The sequence below is a fragment of the Acetobacter papayae JCM 25143 genome (genome assembly GCF_000613285.1).
Taxonomy (GTDB): domain Bacteria; phylum Pseudomonadota; class Alphaproteobacteria; order Acetobacterales; family Acetobacteraceae; genus Acetobacter; species Acetobacter papayae.
On sequence record NZ_BAIN01000060.1, the window covers coordinates 1 to 13264 of the forward strand.

Sequence of the window (13264 nt, forward strand, 5' to 3'; positions counted from 1 at the left end):
GCCCGAACAGGCCATAACCCATAGCGATCCGGCACAGACCATTCCCGGCATGCCGCCCGTGATCGACCCGCATAATCTGTATAGCGAGACGGCCTCTGGCCATATCGCCCCGGAAGTGGCGCAGGATCTTGCCCGTATCTACGTGCCCAACCTGCGCTCGAACGACGTATCTGTCATTGACCCGGCCACCAATACGGTGGTGGACCGCTTCAAGGTCGGTCGTGGGCCGCAGCATGTGGTGCCGTCATGGGACCTGCGCACCCTGTGGGCCACCAACAATGCCGAAGGCAGCACCAATGGCAGCCTGACCCCCATCAACCCGCGCACCGGCAAGCCCGGCCCGGCGGTAACGGTGGATGACCCCTACAACATGTATTTCACCCCCGATGGCCGCTCCGCCATTGTGGTGGCGGAAGCCCGGCGGCGGCTCGATTTCCGCGACCCGCACAGCATGGTGCTTCAGGGTTCGGTGGAAGCGCCGCACTGCGCTGGCATCAACCACGCAGCATTTTCCATTGATGGGCGCTACGCGATCTTCACCTGCGAATTTGGCGGCTATGTCGTCAAGGTCGATACGGTCAACCGCAAGGTGCTGGGCTACCTCAAGCTCTCCTCTGGCGGCATGCCGCAGGATATTCTTGTCTCGCCTGATGGCCGTACGTTCTACGTGGCCGACATGATGGCCGATGGCGTGTTCATGGTTGATGGCGACAACTTCCGCCAGACCGGGTTCATCCATACCGGCGTGGGCACGCACGGGCTGTACCCCACACGTGACGGCAAGCAAATGTATGTGGCCAACCGTGGCTCGCACCTGATCCATGGCCGCCCGCACAGCAAAGCGGGTGGTGTGTCCATTATCGACTTCGCCACCAACAAGGTTGTGACCAACTGGCCCATTCCCGGTGGCGGCAGCCCGGATATGGGCAATGTCAGCGCTGATGGCAAAAGCCTGTGGCTTTCAGGGCGGTTTGACGATGTGGTGTACCGCTTTGATACCCAGACCGGCGCTGTCATTAAAATCCCTGTCGGGGCGGAACCGCACGGTCTGACCGTATGGCCCCAGCCCGGCCGCTACAGCATTGGCCATACCGGCATCCTGCGCTGAGCAACACCCGCCCTTACCGCCATCTGGCCCGGTAAGGGCGGCAATTCCCGTACAGGACTTGTGTTGTCCTTATTCCGGTGCCAACTGAATAGGCATGTAAGGCAACAACACGGCACACGCCCCACTGATCGGAACCGGCAAGCATGTTCATAGAAACCGAAGGCACCCCCAACCCCGCCACGCTCAAGTTCCTACCTGGCCGCGCTGTCATGGGAGACGCGGGTACGGTCGATTTTATAGATGCCGATACCGTAGCCGGGCGCTCCCCCCTGGCGGATGCGCTGTTTGCCATCCCCGGTGTTGCACGGGTTTTCCTTGGCAATGACTTTGTTTCCGTCACCAAGGCGGACAGCACGGAATGGGAAGAACTGCGCGGGCTGGTTCTCTCCACGCTGATGGATCATTTCGTAGCGGGTCTGCCCATCGTTGCCGATGGCACGGGCATTACCGAAGACGCTATTGCACCTGAAGATGCCGAAATCGTCACCCAGATCAAGGAACTGCTGGATACGCGCGTGCGCCCGGCCGTGGCAGGTGATGGTGGGGACATCGTTTTCCGCGGGTATCGCAACGGTGTGGTGCGCCTGACCATGCAGGGCGCCTGCTCGGGCTGCCCTTCCTCACGCGCGACACTCAAGCACGGGGTGGAAAACATGCTGCGCCATTACGTGCCTGAAGTGGTTTCTGTCGAACAGGTGGACTAAGCAGCCATGGCGGACGAGCGCGACGTGCAGCAGACAGGCGGGCAGGGCGATACCCCGGCCTATGACGGCATAACGGCCAGCGCCGTGGCCAGCCCTGCGGATAGCGGGGCCGCACCGGGTGACAGCGCCCTGCCGGATAGCCCGTCCGCCGAGACCCTGCCGATGGCGCCATGGCCCAGTCCGCCCTCGACCAGCTTTTTGGCACGGCACGCACACCACGGCGCTGGAGCACACGCCCGGTGTCGGATGACGTGCTGCGCCAGCTTTACGCCCTTGCAAGCCTTGGCCCGACCTCGGGCAACTGCTCTCCTGTGCGGCTTGTTTTCCTGAAAGGCACCGAGGCTCGCGAGCGCCTGCGGCCAGCTCTTTCAGCCGGGAATGTCAACCGTGTCATGGGTGCGCCGGTCATTGCCATTGTGGCGCATGACCCGCTGTTTTTCGAACAACTGCCTTTTCTTTGCCCCGGCGAAGACCTGCGCTCGTGGTTTGCCGCGGATGTTGGCCTGTCGGAAGAAACCGCCTTTCGTAACGGCACGTTACAGGGGGCATACGTCCTTATGGCCGCGCGGGCTCTGGGGCTGGATGTTCTGCCCATTTCAGGCTTTGACCAGTCGATGGTGGAAGATGCTTTTCTGGCCGAAAGCGGCTGGCGGGCCAATTTCCTGCTCTGCCTCGGCCATGGTGATCTGACCGGCCTGCCCCCGCGCGCACCCCGGCTGGACTTCGCGCAGGCCTGCCGCGTGGTGGACTGAGCATGGTCAGGCGTTTTCTCGTACTGGATGCCAGCCCGGCCGGAGATGCCGCCAGAGGACTGGCGGCTTGTCTTGAGCAGCACGACATCACGTTAAGCCTTATCAGCCAGCGTGAGGAAGCCGGAAAGCAGGCGGCGGAGGGCATCAACCTGCTGGCCGCCCAAGCACTCGAGCAGGCTGGCTGGAGCACACCACCCGATACCGATAGCCCCACCTCCACATCGGCCACACCGGACTGTGTTGCAGTCGTGGTCGGGCCGGGTTCGTTTACCGGGCTGCGCGCCTCATGCGCCGTGGCCGCAGGCTATGCGCTGGGTGTTGGGGCGGAACTGGTTGCTGTCAGCCGGGCCGAAGCGCTGGCCCCGGCACTGGATGCCGAACTGGCAGGCCATGACGGGCTTGAGGGCTGGCTGCTTGTGACCTCCGCCCGCCGGGGCCGGGTGTTTGTGCAGAATAATCAGGCGACTTGCAGGCCGTAAGTGTCGCCGACTGGCAGACCCCGCAGGGCCGCTGGCTTGTAGCGGGAGACGCCGCCGAGGCGCTGACGTTCGATGAGCCAGTGCGCAGTGCATCCAGCACGCCAGACCCCGCGCAGATTGCCAGCGTGGCCCTGCGCCGTCTGGCGGGCGATCTGCCCCCACTCAAGGCTCTGCCCCTTTACGTGGACCCACCGGAAGCCAAACTACCTGCTGACGGATTGCGGGCTGCACCGGTCTGAGCATGCAGGCCACATTCCAGCCCGTGGGCGTGGCCTATGCTGCCGTGCTGGCCTGCCTTCACGCCGCGTGTTTTCCCCCGGCCGAACAGTGGGATGAAGCGTCCATGGCCAGCCTTCTGGCCTCGCCCGGCACAACGGCCCTACTGGCCTGCACACAGGGTGAGCCTGCGGGTTTCATCCTGTTGCGCTGTATTGCGGATGAAGCGGAAGTGCTCACACTCTGCATCCTGCCCGCCAGCCGCAGGCTTGGCCTTGCCCGCCGCCTTGTCGAACAGGCCCGACAGAATGCCGCACAAGCAGGGGCCGACACCCTGTTTTTAGAAGTCTCAACACAGAATGAGGCGGCCAGCCGCCTGTATGAACAGGCAGGCTTTACCCGGCAGGGCCTACGCCGCCACTATTATGCCGATGGCAGCGATGCCCTAGTGCTCTCAAGCCCCTGCACGGCTGCGTAATACAAATGCCCCACCCGTTCGTTCACAGGAACGGGTGGGTTAGCGGATACTTTTTACAGCGCGCGTGCGCCGATATCCTTACGCCAGTGCGCACCATCCCACGAAATCGCGGCCACACCGGCATAAGCCCGCTCACGCGCCTGCTGCACCGTATCGGCCAGAGCCGTTACGGCCAGCACCCGACCACCTGAAACCACCAGTTCGCCCGCCATGTTGCGCATGGTGCCAGCTTGATAGACCTGCACGCCTTCAAGAGCCGCCGCATCTTCCAGACCGTGAATGACCGCCCCTTTTTCAGGCGCTGCCGGATAGCCCCGCGCCGCCATGACCACACAGACAGACGCCTGATTGGAAAAGGACACCGACACGCCATCCAGCTTGTCATCCGCAAGGGCGGAAAGGGCGGGCAGCAGGTCTGACTGCAGGCGGGGCAGAAGGGCTTCGGCCTCGGGGTCGCCAAAGCGGACATTGTATTCGATCAGGCTCGGGCCGTTATCCGTCAGCATCAGTCCGGCAAAAATCACGCCCCTGAACGGGGTGCCACGGCGTACCATTTCGCACAGCATCGGGCGTACCAGCAAGTCGAGCGCTGCTTCCTGCTCAATGGGGCCAAAACCCTTGGGGGGCGATACCGCCCCCATGCCGCCGGTATTAGGCCCGGTATCGCTATCACCCACGCGCTTATGGTCCTGTGCGGCACCGATCAGATACGCTGTCTCACCCGCGCAGAAAGCAAAGAGCGAGACTTCCTCACCCACAAGACAGTCTTCTATCACCACACGATTACCCGCGGCCCCCAGCGAGCCACCGGTCATCATATCGGTAATGGCGGCCTCGGCTTCTTCCACGGTTGCGGCCACCACAACGCCTTTGCCCGCGGCAAGCCCGTCGGCCTTAACCACAATCGGCGCGCCACGCTCACGCACATAGGCAATGGCGTTTTCCGCCCGGTCGAAAGACTGCCAGCGCGCGGTAGGAATACCCGCCGCATCGCAGATTTCCTTGGTAAATTCCTTACTGCCCTCAAGCCGGGCGGCGGCCTGTGTCGGCCCCGCACAGGGCAGGCCAACACTAGCACAGGCATCGGCCAGACCTTCGACCAGAGGCGCTTCAGGCCCCGGCACAACCAGGTCGATCTGTTGTTCAAGCGCGAAGGACACCAGTGCGGGAACATCCTGCACGCCAATGGCCACATTGACGCCCAGCGCCTCGGTGCCGGGATTACCCGGCGCTATGAACAGCTTGGACAGGTGCGGTGAACGCGCAAGGGTCTGGGCCAGGGCATGTTCCCGTCCACCGGAGCCAACCAGTAATACGCGCATTCTTTCTCTCCCGCTGTATCATTACTCTTTCAGGGCGTGCGTCTGTAGCATAGGTTGAGCCATGCACGAAAATTTTGAACAGTCCCGCACTTTCTCCGGCAACGCTGCACCCCATGGCGGGCAGGGCAATGCCGGGTCCGGCGGCAATGTGCCGGAATACACCGTATCCGAAATATCGGGTGCCATTCGCCGTACTCTGGAAGGTACGTTCGGGCGCGTGCGGGTGCGCGGGGAAATAACTGAGTTCAAACGCTACCCTTCGGGGCATCTGTATTTTTCGCTCAAGGATGAACAGGGCAAGATTTCAGGCGTGGTGTGGCGCGGCTCTGTCTCCCGTCTGGGGCTGGAACCCGAAAACGGGCTGGAGATTATCGCTACAGGCAAGATTTCAGCCTATGGCGAGCGCTCAAGCTACCAGCTTGTTGTCGAACGCATGGAATATGCGGGGGAAGGCGCATTACTGGCCCGGATCGAGCGCCTGCGCCTCAGGCTCGGGCAGGAAGGGCTGTTTGACCCCGCACGTAAAAAACCCCTGCCCCTGCTGCCAAGGGTTATCGGGGTTGTGACATCGGCTCAGGGTGCTGTGCTGCATGATATCCGCACGACTGTTCTGCGGCGCTTTGCCCGGCCCATTCTGGTTTGGCCAGTGCCAGTACAGGGTGAGGGAGCGGCAAACCGCATAGCCGCCGCCATACAGGGTTTTGACCAGCTTGAGCCCGGCGGCGCCATTCCCCGGCCTGATGTGCTGATTGTCGCACGCGGCGGTGGCTCGCTGGAAGACCTGATGGCGTTCAACGAAGAAAGCGTGGTGCGGGCGGCAGCAGCCTGCCGGATTCCACTTATTTCCGCCGTGGGCCATGAAACCGACACAACACTGATCGATTTTGCCTCGGACCGCCGCGCCCCTACCCCTACAGCGGCGGCAGAAATGGCCGTACCAGTCCGTACCGAACTGCTGGCGGATCTAGGCCACCGCAACGCCCGCGCTTTGGGCGCGCTCTCCCGCCTGCTCCAGACTGCTCGCCTGAGGCTGGACCGCGCCGCCAGTGGCCTGCCTGACCTACCAAGCCTACTCCAGACCGCGCGGCTAAGACTGGATGAACGCGCACACCGGCTGGAAACGGCCCTGCCAGCCCTAACCCAGCGTAGGCGTACGGAACTGGTGCGGGTTGAACGCCGCATGCCTTCGCTTGAAACCCTGCTGGCCGCACGGACTGCCCGGCTCATGAGCCAGCAGGCAGCCTTGCAGGCCGCTTTTGCCACCACACTCCAGCGCCGTGTGGCACGGCTTGCGGGCGGACGCCTATCCACCGCCCCGCTTGCGGCCCTACTGCGCGAAAGACGACTGGCCCTTTCCGGCGTGGCCGGGCGGCTGGAGGCAGTCTCGCCCATGGCGGTTCTGGCACGCGGCTATGCGCTGGTAAGCCGTGAGGGCCGCCCGGTTACAGGAGCCGCTGCCCTGAAAAACGGCGAACACGTTACCCTGACCTTTGCCGATGGCACGCAGGAAGCCACCATTGGCCGCACCACCCCTGCACAGGGCATGCTGGATTTCTGAACACCACCACCATGCCACGCGTACACGCATTGAACCCGGCCTGTACACGGGGTTATGCTGCCCCGGACAGGGCGTTGACACCACAAACCGGAAACCGAACCATGTCTCTTTTCTCATCAGGTAGTACCAGCATGCAGGGGCGTATCCGGTCATGGGTATTGCCAGGCGCATTGGCCGGAGTTCTGGCGCTCATGCTGAGCGGCTGCACACAGCCCCAGAAGGCCAGCCAGATTGTACCGCAGACATTCGGCCCCACACAGGCGGCTCAGACCATGGCGCCTGTCAGTTCGTCCGATACGGGAAAAGCCTCCAAACTGAACGACCCCTCCGCCCCCCATGACACACCGCTCTGTGGCACCGCCGCGCGTGAAGCCATGGCCATGGCCGTGCAGAACTACCCGCAGCCTCTGACCTCGGGCAATAGTTGCACGCAGAACGCCTGCTACAACACCCAGACAGGCACCTATATTGCAGCAGATGGCACGCAGCGCGTCTGCCGTTAAAAGGCTGAAAAAATCTGCTTTCTTATCCTTTTTGATTAAAAAACGGATTTTCCCTGTTTTTATGGGTAAATCCGTTGTCCTTCATGACAGGCTGGTTTCATAATTTTTCGTGAATATCGTGTCTAATCCATGAAATTTTTTACCTGACTTTGCAAAAACAGACCTATCCTGTAGGAAAAACCGGCAATGAAAATCGGTTTTCATCAAAAAATAAAAGCTGTTTTCGAAAATACAGGGCAGAGCCATACCCTCATATGCCTGAAAGCCAATCCGGCAGATAAGGCACATAAACTCCCTTTTGGCAGCTCATGGAACTGCCAGAATATCCCGCTCTATGTTCGCCAGAAAAAGGGCATAAAAAAACCCCTGACCAGAACCGGCAGGGGTTTAGATATTGGTGGAGCCAATCGGAATCGAACCGACGACCTCCTGAATGCCATTCAGGCGCTCTCCCAACTGAGCTATGGCCCCACACTCTATAGCGCCCGGCTTAGCAGCCTCTTTGGGGGAGACCACCGTGCGTGGTGGAGCTATTACCGCCTTCCGAACAGGCTGACAAGACATTATTTTTACGTCATCAGCACTTTCATGTCCCGCAGGGCGGCAACCAGCGCCAATAGCGGCAGACCCTGTATGGAAAAGCTGTCTCCGCGCACCTGTTCAAACAAAAGCAGGCCCGGCCCTTCCAGCCTGTATGCCCCTACACAGGACAGGCAGGCCTCCGCCTCGAGTGCCAGATACTGCTCAAGGAACGAATCAGAAAACGCCCGCATGCTCAGATGCGCCTGCTCGACATGCTGCCAGACAACCAGCCCGCCTTGGCACAGCACCACGGCTGTATGCAGCGTATGCGTTCGACCCCGCAGCGCTTGAAGCTGGCGGGCGGCCTGTTCCAGTGTAGGGGGCTTGTCGTACCACTGCCCTTCACAGGACAGCATCTGATCTGAGCCTATAACCAGCGCTGTACTATCCGCCGCACCGGCCAGCGCCTTGGCTATGGCCAGTTCCAATGCTGTGTCATCTGTCGAGCAGCCCCGTGCATGAGCCTGCTCACGAATAGCGTGTTCATCCACCTCTGGTCGCACAATGCCAAAAGCCAGACCGGCATTTTCCAGAAGCCTTTTTCTGGCAGCAGAACCACTTGCCAGCAGAAGTGACGTGGCCCTGTCCTGTAATGGATTCGGCTTTAGTACTAAAGCTGTCATGGAATCGAGTCTCTTTCAGGTACTGGCGTATCGGAGGGCTGTGAGTACTTTCCTGAGTACCGGGGTACATGTGGACTGTACGGAAAACAGAACAGGGGCGTACCGAGTACTGGGAACAACTCTGCAATATCATGAACGGGTGAGTTGTACACAGGCTCAGTTTGGATAATTCGGGATAACCTTCAAAAACCCTTGTTTTGCAAGGTCCTGCAAACTGTACACACTGTGGGAAAAACGGGGTACGTTTTTGGAATACCGGGTACCCCGTCATCCACAGTACCCTTAAACAATCTCAATCTCTTTTCTTTCTTTTTTATAGGAAATGGGGCGTGGACAGGGCGGATAAAGACGTGCAGGACTTCAGACCATGACAACGCAAGCTTCCATCCCCTCCGCCAAACGTCTGCTAAGAACCCTCAATGGTGAGGCACTCTGGCCGCCGCCGATGTGGCTGATGCGCCAAGCTGGCCGGTTTTTACCCGAATTCCGGGCCATGCGGGAAAAAGCCGACTTTCTGACCCGCTGCATGACGCCCGATATCGCAACGGAACTCACCCTCCAGCCGATCCGCCGCTTTGGCATGGATGGAGCCATTCTGTTTTCCGATATCCTGATTCTGCCGTGGGCCATGGGGCAGTCACTGCGTTTTGTTGCCGGAACCGGCCCGGTGCTGGGTGCCATCCGTTCCGAACAGGATCTGCTGGCACTGGACCCCGCGCGCATAGCCGAAGCCACGGCCCCGGTGCTGGAAACCCTGACACGCCTGCGTGGTATTCTGGACGGGCCGCAAGCCGTTGGCGCTGCAAAACCGGGTGGCACAACGCTGCTGGGCTTTACGGGGTCGCCCTTTACGGTGGCCTGCTACATGGTTGAAGGCAAAGGCTCGCGTGAATTCGCCATTACCCGTGAGATGGCTTTTAAAGACCCTGCTTTGTTCGACCGGCTGATCGCGCTGCTGACGGAAACCACAGCGGCTTATCTGTGCGCTCAGGTCGAGGCCGGGGCTGAAGCGGTCATGTTGTTTGATTCCTGGTCCGGTCTGCTGCCTCCCTCCGAGTTCCGCAGGCATGTCATTGCCCCCACACGGCAAATTGTGCAGGCGGTCAAGGCACGGCACCCGCATGTGCGTATTGTCGGCTTTCCGCGTCTGGCCGGGGTGATGATCTCGGAATATGCGCGTGAAACCGGGGTGGATGTGGTGGCGCTCGATACGGGGGCCGATATGCAGGCTGTCCTTCCCCTCCTGCCTGAAAAAATCGGCGTACAGGGTAATCTCGACCCTGTGGCGGTTCTGGCTGGTGGTGAACCCATGCGGCGCGAAGCGCTTTCTATCCGCGAGGCCGGGCGGGGTCGGGCGCATGTATTCAACCTTGGCCATGGCGTGCTGCCTGAAACCCCGGTCGAACATGTGGAAGACCTCGTGCGCACCCTGCGGGAAACACCCTGATGCCGCAGGATCAGGTAATGCGTGCGGCCCGAGCCGGTGCGGTCGAACTGGTGATTTTCGATTGCGATGGTGTTCTGGTGGATAGCGAGGCCGCAACCTGCGGCCTATGCGCTCAGGCCGCGCGGGAAGCGGGTATGATGGTGTCGGATGAAGACAGCATTGAAACGTTTTCCGGCATGGCGCTGCCCTGATTCGCCGCATGATCGAACAGAAAACCGGCACAACCCTTGCACCCGACTGGGCCGCCATGATGCAGGCCCGTTTTGTTGCCGCCATGGAAAAAGGCGCAAAGCCAGTAACGGGCGTTTATGCCATGCTGGATGCGGTACGGGCCATGGGGTTGCCCATGCGCGTGGGTACCAATTCATCCATGGAAGAAATGGCGGTCAAATTTGCGGCCACCAACCTTGGTTCGTATTTTGGTGATCGTGTTCATTCCGCCGTGGATGTGGGAGCCCCCAAGCCTCGGCCAGATATTTACCTGACAGCGGCACGGCAGGAGGGCGTTGCCCCGCATGCCTGTGTCGTGCTGGAAGACAGCCTGCCCGGCGCGCAGGCGGCACTGGCCGCTGGCATGACCTGCGTGATGCTGGTTGAGCCCGGAAAAACCCCGCCGGAACTGCCCGGTGTGCTGCGGATTGAGCACCTGTCCGAATTCCCGGCTGTGCTTGAGCGGCTGAACGGGCAAGGATAGTCCCTGATGGTTATTGATGCCCTTCTGCCCTGGACGCGCTGGCTGCTGGCTTTTCACATCATGTCCGTGATGGCGTGGATGGCCGGGATGTTTTATTTGCCCCGGCTGTTTGTCTATCACTGTCAGGTCATGGCGGGTACGGCCGAAAGTGAGCGTTTCAAGCTGATGGAACGCCGCCTGCTGCGGGCGATTAGCACGCCAGCCATGATTTCAAGCTTTCTGTTTGGCGGGTTGCTGGTTCTGACACCGGGGGCCGTGGACTGGCATGGCGGGTGGTGGCACCTTAAACTGCTTTGTGTGGTGCTGATGGCAGGCTTTCATGGCCTGTGCGCGCGCTGGCGGCGTGATTTTGCCAATGATGCCAATACCCGGTCAGAAAAATTCTACCGTTTTGCCAATGAGGTGCCCACCCTGCTCATGATCGTGATTGTCATCATGGTTGTGGTCAGGCCGTTCTGACAGACCGGGCGGGTTTTGCTCCGGTTCTTAAAGCTGGTTTATGCTGCCTGTTCCGCCGTATTGGGGAGAAAATTCGAGAATGTCCTCTATCGCACGCACGATCGCTGTTTTCTGTGGTTCCCGGCTGGGGAATGATCCGGTTTATCTGGATGTAGCCCAGCAGGCAGGCAAGCTGCTGGCCCGCGAGGCAATCCGACTGGTCTATGGTGGCGGTGCCAATGGGCTAATGGGTGTTGTGGCGGATTCCGTCATTCGTGCAGGGGGAGAGGTTACGGGGGTTATTCCCGAATTTCTGACCAAACGCGAAAAAATGCATGAATGCGTATCGGAGCTGATTGTCACCACCTCCATGCACGAGCGCAAGCAGATCATGTTTGCCCGGGCTGAAGCATTCTGGATTCTGCCCGGTGGTTTCGGCACGTTTGATGAAATGATGGAAATCCTGACATGGCGTCAGCTTGAGCGGCATAACAAGCCCATTATTCTGGTTAATACCGCTGGCTGGGGCGAGGCTGTGGTGGCCATGCTGGAAGCAGCGGTAAAGCAGGGCTTTGCCTCGGAACAGTCTCGTGCGCTTTTGCAGGTGGTACCGGATGTTGAAACTGCGCTGGCCTGCTCGGTCTGGCAGGAACAGGGTGCCCCTGTGCCGGTGGATACGCTGTAAGCCTGTAAATCTGCTCTTGCCTGACGGGGCTGGGCGCTGTATAGCCAGCACACCGCATCGGAGTGTAGCTCAGCCTGGTAGAGCACTGTGTTCGGGACGCAGGGGCCGGAGGTTCGAATCCTCTCACTCCGACCAGGTCTTTCCCGCTTTTTGGCAGACGGCCTTATGGGCCGGTTTTCCCGCTATATCCATTCTGCCCCCTGCCAGACAGCATGGGGTGGTTTCCCTTCGGGCTTTGGGGTCAGGTGGATGTAATAGCCATTGAACTCTTTAAGTAAAAGACACTGATCGACTTCACGCACCGCATCCGGGTGCTGGTTTTCGTGTCGGGTTAGCAGGCTGTCACGAGCTTTGTTTTTGGCTTCGGCTGCACTACTGGCAACAAAAAAACCGAACTCATGTTCCTCGGCCAGAACACCCGGCCTGTATCCTCCCATATTGACGAAATATAGCCGTTTGTCGGTTTCTGGCTTGTCTGTGCCGAGGGTGACTGCATAGCCATCAGCCCATTCGATCAGCCATAGGCGTCAATATGCAGGGTATCGCGTGCACCAAACCAGTGCCGTGCCAGTGTCGGATATGTATCTTCGGGCCTGCTGCCGATTGCAAACTGGATATCGTGTAGTTCCAGATTGGCACCGGGGGCGCTGCCACCAAGATAAAAAACATAAAGCTTCAAGGTCATGGGTGGCCCTTCCTGTCCCTGTGTGCCGTTGCCTGTTGTTCAGGCGCATACCGGCAGTGTTTGGCGGGATGGGGCGGTGCGTCAATCTCTGAGGGAGCTTTGGGCTTGGTTTGGCTGTTGAAAACCCACAAAAAAACCCGGCCAGAGTAAACGGGCCGGGTCAGGTTTATTGGTGTCAGCCCTGTCTGACAGGGCCGGGGCGGTCAGGCCTGCTCGGGGGCAGTGGCTGACTGGCCAACCAGCATGGCTTCCCAGCGGTGAATATCGGCCTTGCGATCGGTGCAGATACCATGGTCGATATCTTCTAGGCGCAGGGCTGCGAAGGAGCCAAGGGCGATGCTCGACAGGAAGGCTGTCAGCGCCACCATACCGGGGATGGACAGCACATAATCGCTCCAGACACCGGATTCAGGCAGGGACTTCCACAGGTACAGCGAAAGCCGCGTGCTGTCTGAAAAATCCTGATGGCGGACGTTCAGACCCGAATGAAAAACGGAGAACTTCAGCCCGCATGCGATGAAGACGAATGTCGAGCATATGGCAAGGCTCAGAGCCACCAGCCACAGGGAGATGAAGGTTGCTTTTTTCAGTACCATGGGTCCGGCCTCCTAATTATGCGGTGTTAGGGGGCAAAAGCAGCGGTATTTTTTATTGTTTGCCGCTTTTCCGTTTTTATTTATGTATACCAGATATGCTTTATTTGCAAGATAAATCATGCCGCAGAAGCTGGATTCGCCATAGGAAAACCTCGGTTTCATGGAAAGTTCATGCTTCAACACCTATGTGTAGTGAGACACACAGGAAAAGGCGGCTCCGGCTCTGATTGGCCCGGCAGCGGCTCCGTTACGGGATCAGGGAAAAGGTGGTGCGCTCATGAAACGGGCTGAACTGGCTAAACGCGCGATGGTTGTCCTGCTGGGCATGGGCCTGTGCACTGCGCTGCCCGGAACAGGGCTGGCGCATCCGGGTGGTGGGCCCGGCGGTGGCGGT

General features: G+C 59.9%; 18 protein-coding genes and 2 tRNA genes. 14 read left to right on the top strand and 6 right to left on the bottom strand.

From position 1 onward, the window contains the following. Positions 1–13 precede the first annotated feature (13 nt). The 6 genes from JCM25143_RS11925 to rimI all read left to right on the top strand — a co-directional run bounded on the left by JCM25143_RS11925 (position 14) and on the right by rimI (position 3737). Complete coding sequence (locus JCM25143_RS11925; protein ID WP_234395212.1) at positions 14–1108, top strand: YncE family protein; 1095 nt, start codon at positions 14–16, stop codon at positions 1106–1108. Between the two features lie 143 nt (positions 1109–1251). After that, positions 1252–1812 carry a NifU family protein gene (locus tag JCM25143_RS11930; RefSeq protein ID WP_025861344.1) on the top strand — a complete coding sequence of 187 codons (561 nt, stop codon included), beginning with the start codon at positions 1252–1254 and terminating at the stop codon, positions 1810–1812. 170 nt (positions 1813–1982) lie between these two features. Then, the gene (locus tag JCM25143_RS11935) at positions 1983–2564 is read left to right on the top strand and encodes a malonic semialdehyde reductase (RefSeq protein ID WP_025861345.1); all 582 of its coding nucleotides are present in this window, start codon (positions 1983–1985) and stop codon (positions 2562–2564) included. Positions 2565–2566: 2 nt separating this feature from the next. Beyond that, on the top strand, positions 2567–3043 hold the full coding sequence (locus JCM25143_RS19220; protein ID WP_234395206.1) for a tRNA threonylcarbamoyladenosine biosynthesis protein TsaB: 477 nt from the start codon (positions 2567–2569) through the stop codon (positions 3041–3043). Beyond that, a complete protein-coding gene (locus JCM25143_RS24140; RefSeq protein WP_234395207.1) occupies positions 3031–3282 on the top strand; it encodes a hypothetical protein in 252 nt (83 codons plus the stop codon). The genes JCM25143_RS19220 and JCM25143_RS24140 overlap by 13 nt, the downstream gene beginning before the upstream one ends. Before the next feature lie 2 nt (positions 3283–3284). After that, entirely contained in the window at positions 3285–3737 is a 453-nt protein-coding gene (gene rimI / locus JCM25143_RS11945) for a ribosomal protein S18-alanine N-acetyltransferase (protein ID WP_025861346.1), read from the top strand. A gap of 53 nt (positions 3738–3790) precedes the next feature. On the opposite strand, the gene purD is transcribed toward rimI, so the two are convergent. Next, complete coding sequence (gene purD / locus JCM25143_RS11950) at positions 3791–5059, bottom strand: phosphoribosylamine--glycine ligase (protein WP_025861347.1); 1269 nt, start codon at positions 5057–5059, stop codon at positions 3791–3793. Positions 5060–5120: 61 nt separating this feature from the next. On the opposite strand from purD, the gene xseA reads away from it, so the two are divergent. Next, a complete protein-coding gene (gene xseA, locus JCM25143_RS11955; RefSeq protein ID WP_025861348.1) occupies positions 5121–6617 on the top strand; it encodes an exodeoxyribonuclease VII large subunit in 1497 nt (498 codons plus the stop codon). A 101-nt stretch (positions 6618–6718) separates the two neighbouring features. Further along, complete coding sequence (locus JCM25143_RS11960; protein ID WP_408735039.1) at positions 6719–7120, top strand: hypothetical protein; 402 nt, start codon at positions 6719–6721, stop codon at positions 7118–7120. A 395-nt stretch (positions 7121–7515) separates the two neighbouring features. On the opposite strand, the gene JCM25143_RS11970 is transcribed toward JCM25143_RS11960, so the two are convergent. Further along, positions 7516–7591 (bottom strand) — tRNA-Ala (locus JCM25143_RS11970). A 98-nt stretch (positions 7592–7689) separates the two neighbouring features. Then, a complete protein-coding gene (locus tag JCM25143_RS19225; RefSeq protein ID WP_025861351.1) occupies positions 7690–8325 on the bottom strand; it encodes a Maf family protein in 636 nt (211 codons plus the stop codon). 367 nt (positions 8326–8692) lie between these two features. Here JCM25143_RS19225 and hemE point away from each other — a divergent pair, with 367 nt between their 5' ends. The 6 genes from hemE to JCM25143_RS12000 all read left to right on the top strand — a co-directional run bounded on the left by hemE (position 8693) and on the right by JCM25143_RS12000 (position 11724). Beyond that, positions 8693–9772: a uroporphyrinogen decarboxylase gene (hemE, locus tag JCM25143_RS11980; RefSeq protein WP_025861352.1), complete on the top strand. Its 1080-nt coding sequence runs from the start codon at positions 8693–8695 to the stop codon at positions 9770–9772. After that, a complete protein-coding gene (locus tag JCM25143_RS24145; RefSeq protein ID WP_234395208.1) occupies positions 9772–9963 on the top strand; it encodes a hypothetical protein in 192 nt (63 codons plus the stop codon). The genes hemE and JCM25143_RS24145 overlap by 1 nt, the downstream gene beginning before the upstream one ends. Before the next feature lie 8 nt (positions 9964–9971). Further along, entirely contained in the window at positions 9972–10466 is a 495-nt protein-coding gene (locus JCM25143_RS19230) for an HAD family hydrolase (RefSeq protein WP_234395209.1), read from the top strand. A 6-nt stretch (positions 10467–10472) separates the two neighbouring features. Beyond that, positions 10473–10925 (top strand): protoporphyrinogen oxidase HemJ, encoded by a 453-nt coding sequence (gene hemJ / locus JCM25143_RS11990; protein WP_025861353.1) that lies wholly within the window; start codon positions 10473–10475, stop codon positions 10923–10925. Positions 10926–11004: 79 nt separating this feature from the next. Beyond that, positions 11005–11589, top strand: coding sequence for an LOG family protein (locus tag JCM25143_RS11995; RefSeq protein WP_025861354.1), 585 nt, complete (start codon positions 11005–11007; stop codon positions 11587–11589). Positions 11590–11647: 58 nt separating this feature from the next. Next, positions 11648–11724, top strand: a tRNA-Pro gene (locus tag JCM25143_RS12000). A 47-nt stretch (positions 11725–11771) separates the two neighbouring features. Here the strand turns inward: JCM25143_RS12000 and JCM25143_RS24150 are convergent. The 3 genes from JCM25143_RS24150 to JCM25143_RS12010 all read right to left on the bottom strand — a co-directional run bounded on the left by JCM25143_RS24150 (position 11772) and on the right by JCM25143_RS12010 (position 12870). Continuing rightward, a complete protein-coding gene (locus JCM25143_RS24150) occupies positions 11772–12026 on the bottom strand; it encodes a DUF1543 domain-containing protein (RefSeq protein WP_234395210.1) in 255 nt (84 codons plus the stop codon). 77 nt (positions 12027–12103) lie between these two features. Beyond that, on the bottom strand, positions 12104–12274 hold the full coding sequence (locus tag JCM25143_RS24155) for a DUF1543 domain-containing protein (RefSeq protein ID WP_234395211.1): 171 nt from the start codon (positions 12272–12274) through the stop codon (positions 12104–12106). 203 nt (positions 12275–12477) lie between these two features. Then, positions 12478–12870: a hypothetical protein gene (locus JCM25143_RS12010; RefSeq protein WP_025861356.1), complete on the bottom strand. Its 393-nt coding sequence runs from the start codon at positions 12868–12870 to the stop codon at positions 12478–12480. Positions 12871–13264 lie beyond the last annotated feature (394 nt).